Consider the following 20,443-nt stretch of genomic DNA (forward strand, 5'->3'; position numbering starts at 1 on the left):
ATTTTATATTTATTCTATTACTTTATTTAAACATATCATTATTAATAACTTGACAAATAATTATTTTAGTACTAATATGCTTTATTTATTATGAAATTATTATTTGTATATGTTTTCTTGTATTTTTTTTATATCTTTTTTATTGTTTAACATATCATTTAATAATCACCTTCATGTAAAGTTATTCTAGTTTATTTTTAACCTTTTCCAAATAATTCTTTTGCTCTACTATATTTTCTTCAAAATTTTCTACTGCATTTTTAGTAAAATTCCCTACTCGTGACATATTTAAAAATTTTTCTTCATTAGTCTTTTTATTCATAATAGATACCTCCTATTTAAATTAGTTTGTTTTTGCTATATTTTAAATATTATTATTCCAAATGATATGAAAATTTATTTCTATATATTTAAAATTTTCAACTTAAATATAGGATATAAATTTTTAGATAAATATAAAACTCCCTCAAAATACAAACATATTTTGAGGGAGCCATTTTATTTTAATTATTGGTTTAATGGGCACCTATATTACATTTTAGTCCTATATTTTCTACTATTTTTTTAAATTTTAACATTGTTTCTTCACTTGGTGTATTAATATCATCTCTTACCATGTAATTTCTTCCTAAACATTCATATTTATTTAAACCAAGTCTATGATAAGGTAATAGATGAATCTCTTTTATATTATTTAAACTTTTAGTAAACTTAGCTATATTTTCTATGCTTTTAATATCACAATTAAATTCTGGAATAATAGGAACTCTAACTATAATATTAGCTCCTAAATCAGACATTAATTTTGCATTTTCTAAAATTAATTTACTACTTGCACCTATATATTTTAAATGCTTATTTTCATCAGTTGTTTTAATGTCTAATAGTATCAAATCAAGCCAAGGCATTACTTTTTCTACTATATTTTTATTTATATAGCCAGTAGTTTCTATAGCAGTATTAATACCTCTGCTTTTACATCCTTTTAATATTTCTAAAGCAAAGTCATCTTGAAGAAGTGGTTCTCCACCTGAAAGGGTTACTCCTCCATTTGATCTTCTAAATTGAACAGACTCCTTATTTAATTCATCTAAAACCTCTTTAACACTCATTTCTTTTCCTGAAATAACAAGTGCTCCTGGATAGCAACTCTCTACACATTCTCCACAATTAATACACTTATCTCTATCTATTCTATTATCAGTATTAAAATTAATAGCATTCATCTTGCATATAGTTTCGCATTTATGACATCCTGTGCAATTTTTTATATTAAAAAGTAATTCCTTATTTTTATTTTGAGATTCTGGATTGCTACACCAAGCACAAGATAATGGACATCCTTTTAAAAATATTATAGTACGTATACCTGGGCCATCATTAACTGAAAATCTTTGTATATTAAAAACTGTTCCTATTTTATTTAAATCCACTTCATTTTTTAGCATAGCTTTTTCCTTTCATTTTATATTTTGGTTCTGTTTTAAAGAAAATTCAAATTATATTTTTATGCTATTTAAAAATTTATTGAATTAGGTGAAAATAAAATTATTTATAAATGTAATTGTAAAAAGTATTATTCTTCCTTAAACTTTCTAACAAAACAGAACCATATTTAAAATTATTTATATAGGCAATTATAAATTTTGTTCTGTTCTTTTTATAATATCCTCTTGTACACCTTTATCTAAACAAATAAATTGAGCACTATATCCTGCAACACGCACTATTAAGTCTCTATATTGTTCTGGATGTTTTTGAGCTTCAAGAAGAACTTTTTTATCAACCACATTAAATTGGATATGCATACCTTTTTTATCAAAATAACTTCTTATTAAAGATCCTAAATTTTTCAATCCATTATCTCCTTGTAAAGAGCCTGGATTAAACTTTTGATTAAATAATGTTCCACTTGGTGCTAAAAAATGTTCTAATTTTGCCACAGAATTTGCAGCAGCAGTTGGCCCATTTATATCTGCGCCTCTAGTAGGAGATACCCCATCTGCTAATGGCTCATATGCATTTCTACCATCTGGAGTTGCACCAACTAAGCTTCCTAAATATACATTATTTGAAACTGGGTATAATCCTGGTATAAATTTTCCACCACGTTGATTTGTATATTTTTCTACTTCTTTACAGTAAATAATTGCTCCTTCACGTGTAAATTCATCTACTTCATCTATATCATTTCCAAACTTAGGAACTCTATTTAAAACTAATTGTTTTATATCTTCATATTCAGATTTTTTAACTGAATCACTCTCATTTTTTCCAAAATTACTATCAACAGCTTCTTTTAATTTTGATAATGTAATTTTATTCTCATCAAATATAAGCTTTTTAATAACCATAAATGAATCACCTACATTTGCAATTCCGACACCTAATGGACCTGAGAAGCGATAATGTCCTCCACCATCTTGAATTGATTTGCCTTTTCCTATACAATCATCAAGCATAGATGATAAAAATGGTAATGGTGCTCTTTCTGCATGTGCAATATCAACACAATTATCTGCTGCAACCATATGGAATACAAAATATTCAGTTTGTTTTTTATAAGCTTCTATAAAATCATCTATATTAGTAAACGAAGTAAATTCTCCTGTTTTAGGTCCAACTTGTTTTCCGTTAATTTTACCATTATTTAAAGCAAGTTCTAATACTTTTGCGAAATTAAAGAATGCTGCATCATACCATCCATCAGTTTTTCCAGGTTTTTGTGGTTCAACACATCCTACAATTGCATAATCTCTAGCATCTTCTATAGTTAAACCTTGATTAATTAAAGTCGGAATTATAACCTCATCATTATAAAATGCTGGAAGTCCAGTTCCTAAACGAGTTAACTCACAAGTTCTAATTAAAAATTCTTCTGGAGCGTTACTCCAAATTCTAACTGAAAGTGATGGTTGAGGTAATTTTAGACTTCCTGTAGCTTCAAGACACATGTAAGATAATTCATTTGTTGCATCTTTTCCTTCTGGGGTTTGTCCTCCAACAATTAAATTTTGGAACATTGAGTATCCACTAAATGCTTTAGTAGTTGTTTCATCACGAACTTTAGTAAGATCATTAAATTTAACCCATAAACAATGAAGAATTTCTGTATTTTCTTCTTTAGTTGCAACTTTATTCTCTATATCTTTTTTATAATAAGGATACATATATTGATCAAAACGAGCTGGTGATATAGCATGTCCGTTTGATTCTAAACTGATAATAGCTTGTACAAGCCAAAAAGATTGACATGCTTCATAAAATGTCTCCGCAGGATTTTCCGGAACTTTATCACATATTTTTGAGATATTTAATAATTCATTTTTTCTATCAACATCGGTTGTTTCTTCTGCTAATTTTTTAGCCAATTTTGAATATCTTTTCGCATAATTTATTGCTGCATTACAAGAAATTATTACTGCATCCCAAAATGCTTTCTTTTTAACATATTCAGGATTACTTTTATCTGCATTATTTATAGCATCTTCAGTCTCTTTAATGATTCCTAAAAAACCTTTTTCTAATACTTTAGCATAATCTACAGATATATGACCTAAACCATTGAAATGATAATTTGCAACTGTAAACACTTTGGTGTTCATTGCATTAATAGTTTCAGCAGACATATAAGAAGAAGCCAATTCACTAACAGTTTTACCTTGCCAATATTTAAATACTTCTTTGAGTTTAGATTTTGTTTCTTCTGGAATTTTAAAAAAGTCTGATGTTCTTTTTTCAAGTTTGTCAAACTCATCAACTAACCATTGATTCGAAAATTCAGGGAAAACTTGACATGATCTAGGATTTTTAGTTAAGCTACCTACAATAAGTTCTCCATCTCTAATCACTATAGGAATTTCATTTAAAATCTTTTCAAGCGCTTTAGCTTTTCTAATAATTATAGGTTGATTTTCTGTTTCCTTAAAAGACTCAGTTAATATTATTGCTCTTTCCGGTTCTATGCATGGAACAGCTGACAGTATTTCTTCTTTTAACTTTTCCACTCTTTTAGTCGGTTTAATAAATCCTTTTGATAAAATATCCATTTTTCTCCCCCTTTATTAGAGCATATTTAAAAATCACTATATTTTTAAATAGTCAATTATGTAGGTTATTCAAAAGAATACGTTTACTACATTTGTTATGTTTAGTAATTTACCTACTTCTTATATACTATAATACAGGTTAATTAGAATATTTTTTAATACTTATATGTCTATTATTATTATAATTTTTTTCCAAATACTATAATAATAAGTATTTTTATGATTTATTATGGTATTTTTTTAACCATCAACTATACTTTTATGCTATATTTATCTCTATATTCTGAAGGTGTAATTCCTGCAATTTTTTTAAACACTTTACAAAAATAATTTGGTTCATTATATCCAAGATTAAATGCTAAATCATTTATAGTAACATTAGTTTTTTTTAAGACACTTTTTGCTTCTTTTATTTTTAAGTTAGTTAGATATTTATTAAAATTAACACCTACATATTTCTTAAAACTTTTACTAAAATATGTAGTGCTATAATTCATATAATCTGCCACTTCTTGCAAAGTTAGATCTGTTTTAAAGTTTTTTTCTATATAATTCAAAGATAATTTTAATTTATCCTCATTAGATAAATTTTTATCTAACAATTGCTTTTCATTATTTTTAATGTAATCACTTAATATTTCTATAACTTTTTCTGGTTTTATAGGTTTTAATAAATAATCATCAGCCTTTATCTGTAAAGCCTTTTGTAAAAACTCAAAATTATCATAAACACTCATTAATATAATTTTTCTATCTTTGTTTTTTTGTTTTATTATCTTAGTTGCTTCAAACCCATCTATTCCTGGCATTAAAGTATCCATAAAAATTATATCTGGATTTAAATCATCATCCATTTTAATAACTTCATCTCCATTATGCGCTAAACCAATAATATTAATATTTTCAATTTTTTTGTATATGATTATTTTTAAAGCTTCAAGTTCTAGAGCTTCATCAGAAGCTAGTAATACCTTACACATAATAGTTTTCTCCTCTCATTAATTAAACTACTGATCAATAAATATCTAAGCTAATGGTAATTTAAAACTTACTGTAGTGCCTATGTTAACTTCACTTTTTATTATAGCTTTATACTCTTCACCATAATATTCAATTAATACATTATTAGCATTATATAGATTTGATTCTAAAGAACCATTAATACACTTTCCATTTAAGATTGAAAATAATACATCTTCTTCAATACCAATACCATTATCTTTAATAAAGATAACTGCATCTTTTTGATCATAATATCCTTTAATTTTAATTAATCCACCCTCTTTTTTAGGACATAATCCATTTAATATAGAATATTCTATAAAAGGTAGTAAAATCATAGTAGGTATTTTTACTTTATTAACTCTTTCATCTATATCAATCTCATATTTTATTCTTTCACCAAATCTTGTTGATTGTATTTTCAAATATATTTTAATATTTTCTATAGCCTTTTCTAATGAAACTAAAGTTCCAATATTTTTAGAGTTATATCTAAATAATTCCGACAATGAATAAATCATATCCTGAGTTTTAGCAGCATCTTCTATCAATGCAAGACTTGATATTGTACTTAAAGTATTAAGCATAAAATCAAGACTTATAGGCATTTGTAATGAATTCAATTCATAAAGTTTAATCTTTTCTTCTAATCTTTTCTTTTCTTCTTTCTCTTTAAATAATTTAATATTATTAAAACTTAATTCTTCTTGTACTGATATTAACTCTGATTTTTCAACTAATAACTTTACTATTATCTCAACCAAAGAATATATTGATTTTATCTTAGAATAATCAATATATTTTGTCTTGTTAAAATCCTGTAATAAGTCGTAATTATTCTTACACATTTTAGAATGATAGTTTGATTTTTTAATTGGATCTACTTTATCTTCATTAGTTCTAACTTGTCCAAAAAAAATTGCACCAAGATAATTATTATTTACAATAATAGGGGTAGCAACATCTACTAATCCTGCTGGACATTTAAATACATATGGTTGTTGTCTTATAGCCGCTTCTAATCCAGCATGTGCATTTGTTTGATAACATATTTTCATTCCTTCTTCTGTACTCCTAACTTTACTACAAAAATCACAAAAATTTGAATAGTTATTAATAGGATTTCCTTTAAAATCAACTATGTTATAAGCAAGACCTGTAATTTCTGCTAACTTATCTTGTATAGCTTGTAATAAATTCACATCTATTATCTCATTTAAATTTCTACTATTATTAAGCATTGAAAAATCAACTACTTTCTTTATCTCTATATTATGTAAAATTCTAATAATATTATCCCATAATGCCAATACTTGTCAAGTTACTCTTATTTTTTTTTTGTGTTTTTTATTCTTTTATTTTTTCTTTTATTTTATTGTGTTATTTGTTTTCAAAGGTATGTTACATTAACGTTTTATTTAATAAATATACTTATATTTATTAGTTCCTAAAAAAATATAAGTTACCCTAACATTAAGTTGATTAATAAACATTTTTATAAAATGTAATCTACTTAAGTTTAGAATAACTTATATTTATATCTTATACTGATTTAAAAATTTTTTTCATCTTTTCTATTTGCTTACTTTTTATATTTTTTATATTTGTTGCTACCTCTTCTACTTCATTATTGTTTGTATATTTCAATATATTATCACACATTTTAATTACCCCTTCATTATGTGCTATAAAACTTTTTAAGAATGACTTATTGATATTTTTTCTATCTTTATATTTTTCCATTTCATTTTCAGCTTTAATATAAATTTCATTGTTAAGTTTATTGTAATTTTGCTGTTTATCTAAATCGAAAATAGAATCCTCACCTAAATTAGCTATAATATATTCAATTCTCTCGTTAGATAGAAGTTCTTCTTTGAGTGATGATTTAGCAAAACTCTTAATATTAGAATTTTCCCCAAATTTTATTATATTTTCTAACATTGATACAGATACCTTATTATTTATTATCATTGTATATAAAAAATCACTGTTTAAATCATTAGATTTACTTAAATTATTAGTATCCTCTTTCATAATTTCAATAATCTTCTCATAAGATTTAAAATAACTTAATTCATTTGTTTCTGCCAATGTATGTATACTTATAAATGATACAAATGTAATAAAAGATAGTAATACAATAAAAATATTTTTAATTAGTTTTTTCATATTTTCCTCCTAAGATAGTAGATTTATATTTTATTATTAGAATAATTTGTTGTTTTTATACAAAAAAAGAGAAATAAATTAACATTATTTTCTTAATGCTAATTTATTTCTTTTAATTATATCTATATATTCTATTTATGACCTTGAGAATAAATAATATCAGGATTAGATCCACACCTAAGTTTTTCATTTAATTCATTAATTCTCTTCATGTCTTCATTTGTTAATTCAAAATCAAATATATCTGCATTTTCCTTTATTCTAGATGGTTTTATTGATTTTGGAATAGTAACTACTCCCATTTGTAAATCCCATCTTAACACAATTTGAGAAATGGTTTTTTTATATTTTTTTGATAATTCATCTAGAAGTTTAATTTTAAAAATACCACCCCTCATTAGCGGTGACCAAGCTTCTATTTGTATATTGTTTTTATTACAAAAATCCATTAACTCAGGTTGAATTAGTTTTGGATGAAATTCTATTTGATTTACCATTGGAGAAATCTCTGAGTCTTTTAATAAATCCTTTAAATGATTTACAGTGTAATTACTTACCCCTATAGCTTTAACTCTGCCTTCATTATAAAGCTTCTCTAAAGCTTTCCATGTCTCTTTGTGTAGTGGTTGAGGCCAATGAATTAAAAATAAATCTAAGTAATCTGTTCCTAGCCTTTTTAATGAATCTTCAAACGATTTTATAGTCTTTTCATAACCTTGTTCAGTATTCCAAACCTTACTTACTAAAAATATATCTTCTCTTTTAATACCACTTTCTTTTATAGCAATACCAACACCTTCTTCATTCCCATAAAAAGCAGCCGTGTCTATATGTCTATATCCAATCTTTAAAGCCTCTTTTACAGAATTAATTACACTTTCTCCAGACTCCACCTTATAAGTACCAAAACCAAGTAAAGGCATTTTTATTCCATTGCTTAGTTGAACACAACTTGTTATATCCATAATTTTAAATTTTCCTTTCTAATAATGTATTTACACCGTAGCTTGTTTATAGAATTAATATATAAATGTAAGCATATAAATCAAGCTTTTAAGATAACGTTTTCCAAAAATTAATAATAGTTCTTTATTTATATCTTTATTATACAATATCATTAATAAAATTTCCTTATATAAGTTAAAAATGTATTTAACACAAAAGAAACTATAGATATGATTATCCATTTAATCAATCATATCTATAGTTATTATGTTTTTCTTAATGTTTTAGTATAAGAACGAACTGGCATTGGAATTTGTTTTTTAGAAATCTTAAGTGAAAGCCAAAATTTTATATTTTGTTACTTGAACTTACTCAGCGAATGTACATGAGTCGAGTTTCCTTTTAGTTTTACAATTAATTGCTTGTCAGCAATCTTTAATTGGGAACATGCATTAATTGGACTAAGATTTATTTTAGAGTTCTTAAAGTAAATTCTCCTGTCCATGAGTTTTATACTAAAACATTAATATTCACTAAAAGTAACATCAATATTATTCTATTTCTATTCTACTTCCTGAATCTATAATTTTATTGATTTTTGGTAATGTTACATATAACTCACCATTTTCAAATTTAGCTCTAATTAAATTTCTATCAATATTATCTACATAAAAACTCCTTGAAACTTCTCCATAATGACGTTCTCTTCTAATATAATTATTGTGATCTTCATTTATTACTTCATTTCTTTTTGCAGATATAGTTAAATAATTATTTCTATATTCTATATTTATATCTTCCTTATTTACACCTGGTAAATCAGCTTGTAATATATATTCGTTTGAGGTTTCTTTAATATCAGCTGTAAAATTACCTATTGCAGTTGTTTTACTAAAGAAATCATCATTGAAAAATCCTGTTATAAAATCTTCAAATGAATCTCCTGTAGATTTTACTCCATATTTTTTAAATGGTATTAATCCAAACATACTAAAGTCCTCCTTTTAGATATTTAATATTTATTTTCTTTACAACTTTATTATATATTTAAGGTCAAAGAAGGTCAAAGTTAGTTTCTTTTTATTATTTTATATTATATTTAATTTAGGGTTAAATAATAAAAATATCTTCATTTTTATAGAGATTTCTTTAAATTACTTATTTTATAACAATGCCCAAATCAAAACATAAACTATGTTTTGATTTGGGCATTAAACATTATATAAGATTTATTTATAACTTAATTCTATAAATCTTTCTATATCATCTTGAACACTCTTCAAAGAATTCTTCCAAAATTCCTTATCATGAATATCAATTCCCATAACTTTTGTTACATCTGCAATTTTATTTTTTCCAGTAATTGAAAGAAGTTTCTCATAATCCTTAGAGAAAGATTTTCCTCTTCTTATATATTCAGCATATAAACCTTTAGCAAATAACAAACCAAATGCATAAGGGAAATTATAAAAGTTACTGTCTGCGTAATAATAATGTGGTTTCCAAGTCCACATATATGGATGTAAATAATTAGGATCTAATCCATCTCCATAAGCTTCCCTTTGGGCATTTAACATAAGTTCTTTAATTTCATCTACACTTAAAGCACTTTCTTTTCTTGCTTCAAAAAATGCCTTCTCAAATAAAAATCTAGAATATATATCAACAATTACTTGAGTACAATCACTTATTTCTGTTTCTAATATTGATAATGCTTCTTCTTCTGTAGCCTCATTAATTGCAGCTTTTTTTATTATTGTTTCACAAAAAGTTGATGCTGTCTCAGCTATTGGCATTGGATAATCTGAATTTAATATAGTTTCATTCTTCAGACATTCACCATGAAATCCATGGCCTAATTCATGGGCAAGTGTTACAACATCACCAAAACTATTCCCATAATTAAGTAAAAATCTGCTTTCTCCAATAAAGTGAAGATTTTCGCAGAATGCTCCCCCAACTTTTCCTGATTTAGGTTTAACATCTATCCATGAATTATAAATAGCTTTCTTTGCAAAATCTGCTAAATTATCACTAAACGTTCTAAAGTTCTTTTCAACAAATTTAGTTGCATCTTCATAAGAAAATTTCATATCTGCATTATTAATTGGAGCATATAAATCATAAAATGGTAAACCATTTTTATGTCCTAACATTTCACCTTTTCTTCTTAAATACTTTCTAAATATAGGAAGACTTTCTTTCATTGCAGAAATCATAGAATTTAATGATTCTTCATCCATTCTTGATTCTAAAATTGTTTGTTCAAGTGGAGATTTATATCCTCTTAAATCACAAACTGTTAATACTTCCCCTTTTATTCCATTAAGTGCTGCCGCTACCCCATCTTCTACCTTAGAATAAGATTTTATTTCAGCTTCATATGCTTTTTTTCTTATCTTCTCTTCTTTATCATAAACCATATTTAAAACAACAGTTAATGGTAATTCTTTATTTTCTCCATCTTTATCTATATCTACTTTTAGTGTAGATATTAAATTATCCTTAAGTTTAAGCCAAGCATTAGATCCAGTGTTTTTCATACTAGCTAATATTGTTTCCTCTTTATCACTAAGTAAATACTTACTTGATTCAACTAAACTATTTAATACAAATTCATGTTCTTTAAGTAAATCTGATTTTTTTATAACACCATCTATATCCTCTATTTTACTTATCCATCTTTGAAGTTTAGTTGAAGGTTCTACAATTGATGTTAACTTATTTTCTATTATATCAGAATACTTTAAGGCATCTTTATCCTTTGTATTTACACTTAAACTAAGATTTATATATATAGAAAGTTTATTCGCTAATTCTGTGAAACTTGTAAAATAATTTATATATTCTTCAAGCTTAGACACTAAATTTTCATTATTACCTATAACTTTTTCTGTCCAAAACTTAATATCTTCTATTGTTTTAGTAAGTTTTTCAACATCGTCCTTAAACTCCTCACTATCAAATGATGTATATATTTCTTTTAAGCTCCAATTTAATTCCATTATTACTTCCTCCTCATACTGTACTTTCATATATTTATGCTATATTTTATACAACATAAATACTGCTTTAAAAATACAGTTATATTATACCATTAATACTTAATTTTAATTATATAGTAATTAAATTAAATATTTAGTAATTATTTTTTTTATTTTTATTGCTTATAAAAATAAAATTAACTATAATCTATAATGAAACTTTTTTAACATTTACTGTGTATAAGCATACTATAAACAAATTTAAAATTCATAGATAAAATTTAAATTTGTTTATGTGAATTACTTAATATTATATAAATTTATTTCTATTAAATATAAAAAAGGAGGAAGATTTTATTGAATTCTTATAAAGGCATAGTATACGCAATTTTATCATCTGCAGCATTTGGACTTCTGCCTATATTTGCATCAGTATCTTATAATAATGGCTCTAATCCAACAACAGTATTAATATTTAGATTTTTATTATCAGCACTAATTCTATTTATATATCTTTTTTATAAAAAGGTAAAAATCACTCTAGAAAGTAAGCAACTTTTACTTTTATTATTAATTGGAATTATAGGTTATACTGTTATAACTCAAGCTTTATTTATTTCTTATAAATATTTGGGTGGTGGACTAGCTACTACTCTTCATTTTATATATCCAACAGCTGTTTGCATTTTTGGATTTATATTTTTTAAAGAAAAAATCAGTAAGAAAAAGGTTTTATCATTGTTACTTTCAGGTATTGGTGTTTATTCACTTATTGCATTTGAAAATCAAACATTAAATGCATTTGGAATATTTTTAGCATTATTTTCGGGAGTTGCATATGCTGGTAATGTTATTATTTTAGGTCTTGATTGTATAAAATCAATAGATAATAAAATTTCAACTATGTATATGTGTATAGGTGCCACTTTAGGCATGACTGTATATGGACTATTTACAAAATCTATAGTATTAGAATTCAACTCAAAAATAATTGGTTCATATCTAGGGATATCAATTATTTCAACAATAATTTCTGTAATATTATTCCTTAAAGCTATAGAATTAATTGGTACATCATCTACATCTATATTAGGTACTTTTGAACCTATAGTTAGTATAATACTAGGGGTAATATTTTTAAGTGAAAAATTATCTATTGAATTACTAATGGGTACTGCACTAATATTAGCTGCCACTATTATATTATCTAAAGATACGGAAACAGTTTCAAAAGAAGTTATTTCAAAAGAACCTGTTTCTCAATAAATACACTTATCTTAAAAATATTATTTCTACTTATGTACAAATAATAGTAAAAGACTATCTCAAATTTTTTATAAATTTGAGATAGTCTTTTACTATCCTAATAAATTTTCTATATAAGTTCCTCATTTTATTAGTTAATTAATAAATAAACCTTATTTCTATTTATACAATTAATTTATATTTACCTCAGCCATTAAAGGATAGTGATCTGATGGATACTTTCCATCAATATTATATTTTATTATTTCTACATCAACTATTTCAAATTCCTCTGATACAAAAATATAATCAATATGTGTTCCATTTTCCTTTCCTTTAAAATGTCCCATGGTTGCCTTATTATATAAATCTTTATTTACTTCTTGTACTGCTACAAGTCTTTTATTACAAATTTTATTACTTGTAAAATTCTTAATTAATTTACTATTAGGATTAGAATTAAAATCGCCCATAATTATTAATGGAAGTTCTTCTCTTTGTTGCTCTTTTTTAATGAACTCTAACAGTTTATTTAATTCATAAGTTCTTGCCTTAGAAAAAAAACAATCTAAATGAGAATTACAAACCCTAATTTTTTTGCCATTTTTTAATTCCAATATAGCTGTTGTGCATATTCTTGGGAAAACTGAGTACCATTTAGAACTTCCTACTTTTTCTGGAGTTTCTGATAACCAAAAAGTTTTATAATCTATAATTTTATTCTCTTTAGATATTAACAGATCATTTCTTTCTGAAAATAATTTTTTACTTCTAGGATTACCAATAATATTATATTCAGAAATATTATTGGATATATCCTCAAACATTTTATTTGTATCCTCTTGAGTGCCAATAATATCACAATTATAATTATGTATTATATCAAAAACTAAGTTTTTTCTTATATCCCACCTATTATTAAAATCTAGAAAAAAATCACACCTTAGATTAAATGTCATTATTTTCATAGTAATATCCTCTTTCTAAACTTCTTTTTAAAACTTTTCTTTTAAAGCATTTATACCCTCTTGTAATCCTAATTCAGCAGCTCTTTTATACCAATGATACGCTTTTTTATAATCTTGCTTAACTCCTTTACCTCTATAGTACATTCCTGCTAAATTATATTGTGCATAAGGGTAATCTTCATATGATGCTTCCTCATACAATTTTATTGCCTCTTTATAATTTTGTTCTACTCCAATACCCTCTTCATACATATATCCTAATATATTTTGTGCTTTTACATACCCTTGTTTAGCACATTGTTCATATAAGTTAAATGCTTCTTTATAATTATTATCTACACCTTTGCCATACATATACATGTTTCCTAAGTTATACTGCGCATAAAAATCATTTTGATCAGCTGCTTTTTTATACCATTTAATTGCATCCTTATAATCAATATCAACACCTTGTCCTTCTTCATACATGCATCCTAAATTACATTGAGCATTAGAGTTACCTTGCTTAGCTGCTTTTTTAAACCATTTAATAGTTTGGTTATAATCTTGCTCTATTCCGTAGCCATTATAGTACATATCTCCAAGATTATATTGTGCTACATCATATCCCTGATCAGCTGATTTTTTATACCATCTAACAGCTTCTTCATAATTTTGTTTTATATCATCTCCATTATAATATCTATCTCCTAAAGCATTTTCAGCTTTTTTATTACCTCTTTCTGCATATTTTTTTAAAGTTTCTAAACTCATATTTTCAAAATCTATATCAGCATTTTTATAATTTTCTATTATTTTATTAATAGGTACTACTACTCCATTCAATTATATATTCCCCCATCAAAATCAATTTAACTATATTTTATGTTTCTAAACAAATTAATCTTACTTAAAACTAACTAATTTTTAATTTTATTAAAAACATATTATGTTACCTTTATATCATAAATATATGTTAATTAGAAATGTTTTATTTCTACCAATTTTAAAATTAACTTTTCTTCTTTTCATTTCTTACCTAATATTTATATATTTTTTGACTAAAGATATATAATTAACTTTATAAATATGCAGTTAGGATATACATATATATCTATTTTTTTAAAAACATTTTAATAATTTTTTTAATTTTTACATAACTTATTTATACATAATAAAAAAAGATACTTCTCTATAAACTGTCCTTAACAAAAGGTAGAGTTTACTAAATTGTATCTCTTTTTATTATTTTATATTTATTTTAGTTCTAATATAATTAATTTTATTATAGTTTTCTATTTTCTCCCATAAAGAACACTGCAACTGTTCCTGGACCAGAATGCGATCCAATAATAGGACCTATATTGTTAATTAAAAAAGTTTCAAAACCAAATCTCTCTTTAATTTTATCAGCTACAATTTCAGCTTCTTCTTTTGCATCACCATGACTTATAAATACTATGTCATTTTGAGATTTATAATTTCCCATTAATTTTTCCATACTATCAAGTAATTTATTTAAAGATTGTTTACGTCCTCTTGTTTTTGATATAGGCACAAGTTTTCCTTCATCATTTACATGAATAATTGGCTTTATACCAATAGCAGTTCCAAGAATTGCTGTAGTTTTTGATACACGTCCTCCTCTATATAAATGATTAAGATCATCTACAGTAAAGTATTGACATACATTAAGCTTATTTTTCTCTAACCAATTAAATGTTTCTTCAATACTTTTACCTTCTTTCTTTAATTTCACAGCTTTATCAACTAAAAGACCTTCACCTAATGAAACACTTAAAGAATCTACAACTATAACTTTGTTATCTTTATATTCTTCCTCTAATTCAATAGCTGCAAGTCTAGTATTGTTATAACTTCCACTAAGTGCTGAAGAAAATGAAATATGTAGAACATCATATCCTTCTTTTAAATATCCTTCAAACTTTATTCTTGCTTGCTCAGGATTAACTTGTGCTGTTGTTGGCATTAATCCCGAACGCATTTTATCATAAAAATCTTTTATATCTAAGTCTTCATCTCCTGAGTATTCCTTACCTTCCATTTGAAAAGACATTGCTAATAGTCCTATATTATTCTCTTGTAAATAGCTCTTCGGTAAATCTGCTGTTGTATCAGTTGTTATAATAAATTTATTCATATATCATACATCCTTACTGTTTTTTTATTTAATATAATGCCTTGGTATTTATTAATAAAATAAATCTCTAACAAAAATATTTCCTATAAAACTATATATTAATAAAATTAACTACATATAGCTTTATAGGAAATATTATAACCATGCTAATTATATCACAATTTTACTAAATTTTAAAGTTTAGCTTAATTCTTTTCTAAAATATCTTTTATACTTATTATAGTTAACTTTTCATATAGGAAAATTTAAATACATCTCATGTTAATGTTAACCTTAAGATTTAAACAAAATAAAAAGTATTAATTCTAATTTAAATACATCTCATGTTAATGTTAATCCTAACATATAATAGAAGTAAGGAGGTTGGAAAAAAAATTTAAATACATCTCATGTTAATGTTAATCTTAAAACATATTGTTATGAAACACCTTTAACTGTAATATTTAAATACATCTCATGTTAATGTTAATCTTGATGCCTGTTCTAACATATCATCAATTATATTATTTAAATACATCTCATGTTAATGTTAATCATCTAAAGTTTAAAAAGCTACTACAGGATGAAGAACATTTAAATACATCTCATGTTAATGTTAATCTTAAAGGAGTATATAAGGCTTATGGGGTTGGGTAAATTTAAATACATCTCATGTTAATGTTAATCGTAATGGTTTGTCCTCCAGTAACAAAACCATTAAGCATTTAAATACATCTCATGTTAATGTTAATCTAATCTCACCTTTTTTATTTTTATAGTCATACTCTAATTTAAATACATCTCATGTTAATGTTAATCAAAGGGTGGTTATTTGCAATATGACAAGGATAAAAAATTTAAATACATCTCATGTTAATGTTAATCAAGGGTACAAGTTATATTCTTAATATTTATCAAGGATTTAAATACATCTCATGTTAATGTTAATCTTTTTTTGAATAAGTAAAAAACTTTTTACCAGTAACTATTTAAATACATCTCATGTTAATGTTAATCAAATACTTTAACAGCAACATCTATCTTAGGATAATCATTTAAATACATCTCATGTTAATGTTAATCCTTGAGTCGCTTCAGCAATTATTGCATCAATATCTATTTAAATACATCTCATGTTAATGTTAATCTTATAGTTATATTCTTTTTTAGCTTTACAATCACCATTTAAATACATCTCATGTTAATGTTAATCTGCAAAACATAATGCATGTTAAAAATAAAAAAGATAATTTAAATACATCTCATGTTAATGTTAATCTATAGCTGCTATAGCAACAACTGCTAAACCAATCGGATTTAAATACATCTCATGTTAATGTTAATCTATTGTTTCACCATTAGTTTGCCAAGCTTTGTCAAAATTTAAATACATCTCATGTTAATGTTAATCAGAAGTTAAGAATAATTAATAAAGAAAAAATAAGCCATTTAAATACATCTCATGTTAATGTTAATCTAACATAAGGACGATAAGTAGGAGATGAATTTGTCTCATTTAAATACATCTCATGTTAATGTTAATCCAATAGTTTTTTTCCACATTCGGTTATATAACTTCTATTTAAATACATCTCATGTTAATGTTAATCTTACCACTACTATCAGTAAATGTTCTAAAAAAATTATTTAAATACATCTCATGTTAATGTTAATCCAAGTTTGCAAATGCAGAAGTTTCAGTAGATGAAAAATTTAAATACATCTCATGTTAATGTTAATCAGAAGCAAGAACTTTACAAGAACCATGTTGGAATTGATTTAAATACATCTCATGTTAATGTTAATCGAATTGTGTCTGTAGATATAGCTATGGTAAATAAATTTAAATACATCTCATGTTAATGTTAATCCATTGAAAATAAGCCATTCTTAAAATGTTAAAATTTCTCTAATACAGTAATACTAACACATTACAAAAATTTTACCAAGTGATTTTAAACTATTGACTTAATTGTTTTAAAACTCAACTAAACCGTTTATTTACCTAGTTTTAGAGTACTTCTATTGAATCAATCACCTGGTAAAAATATATTATAAGCTTTCGTTTGATATCTTTTTAATATTTACTATTCTTTTCCCTTCTTTTCCTTTATTGTTTATATCCTCATTAGGTATAGGTAACTTTCTTGCTAAGACTACTGCAAATATTGGCATTATTATTAAAGCACTTAACGCAGTATGTATTCCATAATTATCTGAAACCCATCCAAGTATTGGAGATATAATTCCACCCATTGTTACTCCTAACCCCATTGTTACTCCTGAAGCTAGTCCAACATGATTTGGAAGATACTTTTGTCCAAGTGCTACCATAGGACTATATGGCATATATAAGAAAAATCCTAATGGAATTAAGATAATACTTACTATTATAGGGTTTTTAATATTTAAAAATGCTATTAATAATGGAAATAATCCAGAATATCCAAGAATTATTATTTTCTTATTTCCAACTTTATCAGCAAGTTTTCCTGAAAATAATGTTCCAACCGCACCTACAACAATTAATGTAGATAATGCTATACTTCCATATACTTCTGATTGTTTTAACACATGTACAAAATAAAGAGCTAAAAATGTATTAATTCCAAAGAATACTGTAGATCTACAAAGAAGTGTAACTGTAAGCCTTCCAAATCCTCTCCAATCATCAACTTTTACTTCTTTTTTATAATTTATAGAATTATCTTCACTAACTTTTTCATGTTCACTATGTGAAAAGTGTCTTGATTGATATAAAAGAATTATTCCCATAATTATTGCTGGAATGCATAATATTATTGTTCCATTTAAACCACAAAATGATAAAACAATTGTTGTTATTATTGGACCTAATGCAAATCCAATATTTCCGCCTGCTGCAAATTCACTAACAGCTGTCGTTTTATTTTCTCCTGAAAATTTATTTGTAAGTCTTGCACCTTCAGGATGATATAATGCTATTCCTATTCCACTTAAAGCTACTAAAGCAAATATTACATTATAACTACTAATGATTCCTGACAATCCAATTCCAATGCCTCCTAACAATACTCCTGTTCCTAGTGCCCATGGAAGTGAAATTTTATCTGCATAAACTCCAAATAATGGTTGTATTATTGATGAGCTTGCATTAGCTGCAAAAATTAAAAAAGCTGCTGCTGCATAACTTAGATTTTTTTCTGATATTAGAAATGGTAACATTGCTGGTAATGCTCCTTGATAAATATCTGTCACTAAATGTCCAGCTGCAAATAGCCTTATAAATTTTTTGTTCATATTAACCCTTCTTTTCATGTAAATTTACACTTTTAAGTAATTTTTAATTATTTATCTTTACTTGTAAAAATATAATTTATTCTTTATTATTATATCAATAGAACATCTATATTTAAAATACATATTAGGAATAGATTTATACTTAAAAGATATAAATAAATAGGTGAATGATAATGGATATAAGGCAACTTAAATACTTTCTAACTATAGCTGAAGAAGGTCATATAACTTCAGCAGCTAAAAAATTAAACATTTCTCAACCTCCGTTAAGTAAACAACTTAAATTATTAGAAGAAGAACTTGGAGTAATTTTATTTAATAGAACAAGTAGAAGTTTAGAATTAACAGAAGCTGGCATTTTACTCCAAAATAAATCTGAACAATTACTTGAATTATATAAATCAACTGTAAATGAAATGAAAAATTTTAATGATGGTCTTAAAGGGACATTAGGTATAGGAACAGTTTGCTCTTCTGGAATTAATGTATTACCACAAAAAATAAAGGAATTTAGTAAAAAATATCCTAAAATAGAGTATGAAATATATGAAGGTAATAGTTTTAAAATAATGGAACTATTAAATAATGGATTAATTGATGTTGGATTTGTTAGAGAACCTTTTAATACTTCTTTATACAATTCTTTTATAATTAAAGATAATCTTAAAAACAGCATAAATGACTACTTTGTCGCAATTGCAAAAGCTGAATTCTATCATGACACTAAAAGTAGTACAATTTTTCTTAAAGATTTAAAAGATAAACCCTTAATAATTAACCGAAGGTATGAGGAAATTATAAAAAATACTTGTAATAAAGCTGGATTTGAACCACAGATAATATGCAGAAATGATGATATTATTACTTCATTAAGTTGGGCTAAAGCTGGAATAGGCATTTCCATTTTACCTCTTACTGCATCTAATATATTACCTAATGTTAATCTAAAAATAAAAAAGATATTAGAGCCTTCTATTGAATCCTACTTAAGATTAATATGGCCTAAAAATAAAACTTTATCAAATATTTCCCGTAATTTTATAGAAATGTTTGAACTTATATAAAAAAATCTAGGAAAATATTTTTTCCTAGATTTTTTGATTTTAAAACATTGATTTAACATTTCCATTAGATTTGTCTACATAATACCATCCACTTGTTACTGCATGCCCTTTAACTATATCATAACAATGAATTACATAAGACTTTTCATCCATATGATCATATTCAATTCTACTTGCAATACGTTTTCCGTTGTTTGCAAGATATTCTTTTACTTTTTGTTCTGCCTTAAAAAAGTCTCTATTACTAACACCGTTAGTCCATGCTCCACTAGAATTTAAATAATATCCGTCAATAATTGTGTCATGTGCCATATATCCATCTGGATAAAAATAATACCAATTTCCATTAATTAATTTCCAACCAGTTGAGCAAGAATTACCTTCTGTATACCACCACCCAGTTGAGTTCTGTCTCCAAGCTGCATTAGCTTTTACTGGATTTAACAGTGCTATTCCATAAAATACAAACAAAGCTAAAATTAATTTTTTAAAGCTTTTCATTGGTTCTTCCCCCTAATTAATAGTATATTCTATATTTTCCTGTACAATTATACTATTAGGGTATATTTTAGACAATATATTTTAATTATATTTTAACATTTTTAATAAAATTAAC

Annotated in this window: 16 protein-coding genes and 1 CRISPR repeat array; of the genes, 2 read left to right on the forward strand and 14 right to left on the reverse strand. The window is 25.2% G+C overall.

Going from position 1 to position 20,443, the window contains the following annotated elements; translation table 11 throughout:
• Positions 1-181 precede the first annotated feature (181 nt).
• From KYD98_RS05725 to KYD98_RS05765, 9 genes are all read right to left on the reverse strand, one after another.
• Complete coding sequence (locus tag KYD98_RS05725; RefSeq protein WP_219778638.1) at positions 182-322, reverse strand: hypothetical protein; 141 nt, start codon at positions 320-322, stop codon at positions 182-184.
• Positions 323-515: 193 nt separating this feature from the next.
• Positions 516-1,448 carry a glycyl-radical enzyme activating protein gene (locus tag KYD98_RS05730; RefSeq protein ID WP_219778639.1) on the reverse strand — a complete coding sequence of 311 codons (933 nt, stop codon included), beginning with the start codon at positions 1,446-1,448 and terminating at the stop codon, positions 516-518.
• Between the two features lie 189 nt (positions 1,449-1,637).
• Complete coding sequence (locus KYD98_RS05735) at positions 1,638-4,049, reverse strand: glycyl radical protein (RefSeq protein WP_219778640.1); 2,412 nt, start codon at positions 4,047-4,049, stop codon at positions 1,638-1,640.
• 251 nt (positions 4,050-4,300) lie between these two features.
• Positions 4,301-5,029, reverse strand: a complete 729-nt coding sequence (locus KYD98_RS05740) for a response regulator transcription factor (protein ID WP_219778641.1) — start codon at positions 5,027-5,029, stop codon at positions 4,301-4,303.
• 45 nt (positions 5,030-5,074) lie between these two features.
• Positions 5,075-6,361 (reverse strand): PocR ligand-binding domain-containing protein, encoded by a 1,287-nt coding sequence (locus tag KYD98_RS05745; protein ID WP_258049654.1) that lies wholly within the window; start codon positions 6,359-6,361, stop codon positions 5,075-5,077.
• A 232-nt stretch (positions 6,362-6,593) separates the two neighbouring features.
• Positions 6,594-7,223, reverse strand: coding sequence for a DUF305 domain-containing protein (locus KYD98_RS05750; RefSeq protein WP_219778642.1), 630 nt, complete (start codon positions 7,221-7,223; stop codon positions 6,594-6,596).
• A gap of 131 nt (positions 7,224-7,354) precedes the next feature.
• A complete protein-coding gene (locus KYD98_RS05755) occupies positions 7,355-8,191 on the reverse strand; it encodes an aldo/keto reductase (RefSeq protein ID WP_373368725.1) in 837 nt (278 codons plus the stop codon).
• Between the two features lie 528 nt (positions 8,192-8,719).
• Complete coding sequence (locus KYD98_RS05760; protein WP_219778643.1) at positions 8,720-9,157, reverse strand: Hsp20/alpha crystallin family protein; 438 nt, start codon at positions 9,155-9,157, stop codon at positions 8,720-8,722.
• Between the two features lie 240 nt (positions 9,158-9,397).
• A complete protein-coding gene (locus KYD98_RS05765; RefSeq protein WP_219778644.1) occupies positions 9,398-11,173 on the reverse strand; it encodes a M3 family oligoendopeptidase in 1,776 nt (591 codons plus the stop codon).
• Positions 11,174-11,509: 336 nt separating this feature from the next.
• On the opposite strand from KYD98_RS05765, the gene KYD98_RS05770 reads away from it, so the two are divergent.
• Complete coding sequence (locus KYD98_RS05770; RefSeq protein ID WP_219778645.1) at positions 11,510-12,418, forward strand: DMT family transporter; 909 nt, start codon at positions 11,510-11,512, stop codon at positions 12,416-12,418.
• Positions 12,419-12,588: 170 nt separating this feature from the next.
• Here KYD98_RS05770 and KYD98_RS05775 read toward each other — a convergent pair whose 3' ends face one another.
• The 4 genes from KYD98_RS05775 to KYD98_RS05790 all read right to left on the reverse strand — a co-directional run bounded on the left by KYD98_RS05775 (position 12,589) and on the right by KYD98_RS05790 (position 18,763).
• Positions 12,589-13,365: an endonuclease/exonuclease/phosphatase family protein gene (locus KYD98_RS05775; RefSeq protein WP_219778646.1), complete on the reverse strand. Its 777-nt coding sequence runs from the start codon at positions 13,363-13,365 to the stop codon at positions 12,589-12,591.
• A gap of 27 nt (positions 13,366-13,392) precedes the next feature.
• The gene (locus tag KYD98_RS05780) at positions 13,393-14,190 is read right to left on the reverse strand and encodes a tetratricopeptide repeat protein (protein WP_258049656.1); all 798 of its coding nucleotides are present in this window, start codon (positions 14,188-14,190) and stop codon (positions 13,393-13,395) included.
• Positions 14,191-14,629: 439 nt separating this feature from the next.
• A complete protein-coding gene (locus KYD98_RS05785; RefSeq protein ID WP_219778647.1) occupies positions 14,630-15,505 on the reverse strand; it encodes a DegV family protein in 876 nt (291 codons plus the stop codon).
• A gap of 243 nt (positions 15,506-15,748) precedes the next feature.
• Positions 15,749-17,355: direct repeats of the CRISPR family, unit length 30 nt; unit sequence ATTTAAATACATCTCATGTTAATGTTAATC.
• A gap of 181 nt (positions 17,356-17,536) precedes the next feature.
• Positions 17,537-18,763, reverse strand: coding sequence for an MFS transporter (locus KYD98_RS05790; protein ID WP_219778648.1), 1,227 nt, complete (start codon positions 18,761-18,763; stop codon positions 17,537-17,539).
• A 173-nt stretch (positions 18,764-18,936) separates the two neighbouring features.
• Here KYD98_RS05790 and KYD98_RS05795 point away from each other — a divergent pair, with 173 nt between their 5' ends.
• Positions 18,937-19,827 carry a LysR family transcriptional regulator gene (locus KYD98_RS05795; protein ID WP_219778649.1) on the forward strand — a complete coding sequence of 297 codons (891 nt, stop codon included), beginning with the start codon at positions 18,937-18,939 and terminating at the stop codon, positions 19,825-19,827.
• A 39-nt stretch (positions 19,828-19,866) separates the two neighbouring features.
• Here KYD98_RS05795 and KYD98_RS05800 read toward each other — a convergent pair whose 3' ends face one another.
• On the reverse strand, positions 19,867-20,328 hold the full coding sequence (locus KYD98_RS05800) for a hypothetical protein (RefSeq protein ID WP_219778650.1): 462 nt from the start codon (positions 20,326-20,328) through the stop codon (positions 19,867-19,869).
• Positions 20,329-20,443: the final 115 nt, after the last annotated feature.

Source organism: Clostridium weizhouense (assembly GCF_019431045.1).
Lineage (GTDB): Bacteria > Bacillota > Clostridia > Clostridiales > Clostridiaceae > Clostridium > Clostridium weizhouense.

Coding starts and splice junctions, on each gene's coding strand:
- KYD98_RS05725 (WP_219778638.1), bottom strand. CDS start 322: ATGAATAAAAAGACTAATGAAGAAAAATTTTTAAATATGTCACGAGTA.
- KYD98_RS05730 (WP_219778639.1), bottom strand. CDS start 1,448: ATGCTAAAAAATGAAGTGGATTTAAATAAAATAGGAACAGTTTTTAAT.
- KYD98_RS05735 (WP_219778640.1), bottom strand. CDS start 4,049: ATGGATATTTTATCAAAAGGATTTATTAAACCGACTAAAAGAGTGGAA.
- KYD98_RS05740 (WP_219778641.1), bottom strand. CDS start 5,029: ATGTGTAAGGTATTACTAGCTTCTGATGAAGCTCTAGAACTTGAAGCT.
- KYD98_RS05750 (WP_219778642.1), bottom strand. CDS start 7,223: ATGAAAAAACTAATTAAAAATATTTTTATTGTATTACTATCTTTTATT.
- KYD98_RS05760 (WP_219778643.1), bottom strand. CDS start 9,157: ATGTTTGGATTAATACCATTTAAAAAATATGGAGTAAAATCTACAGGA.
- KYD98_RS05765 (WP_219778644.1), bottom strand. CDS start 11,173: ATGGAATTAAATTGGAGCTTAAAAGAAATATATACATCATTTGATAGT.
- KYD98_RS05775 (WP_219778646.1), bottom strand. CDS start 13,365: ATGAAAATAATGACATTTAATCTAAGGTGTGATTTTTTTCTAGATTTT.
- KYD98_RS05785 (WP_219778647.1), bottom strand. CDS start 15,505: ATGAATAAATTTATTATAACAACTGATACAACAGCAGATTTACCGAAG.
- KYD98_RS05790 (WP_219778648.1), bottom strand. CDS start 18,763: ATGAACAAAAAATTTATAAGGCTATTTGCAGCTGGACATTTAGTGACA.
- KYD98_RS05795 (WP_219778649.1), top strand. CDS start 18,937: ATGGATATAAGGCAACTTAAATACTTTCTAACTATAGCTGAAGAAGGT.
- KYD98_RS05800 (WP_219778650.1), bottom strand. CDS start 20,328: ATGAAAAGCTTTAAAAAATTAATTTTAGCTTTGTTTGTATTTTATGGA.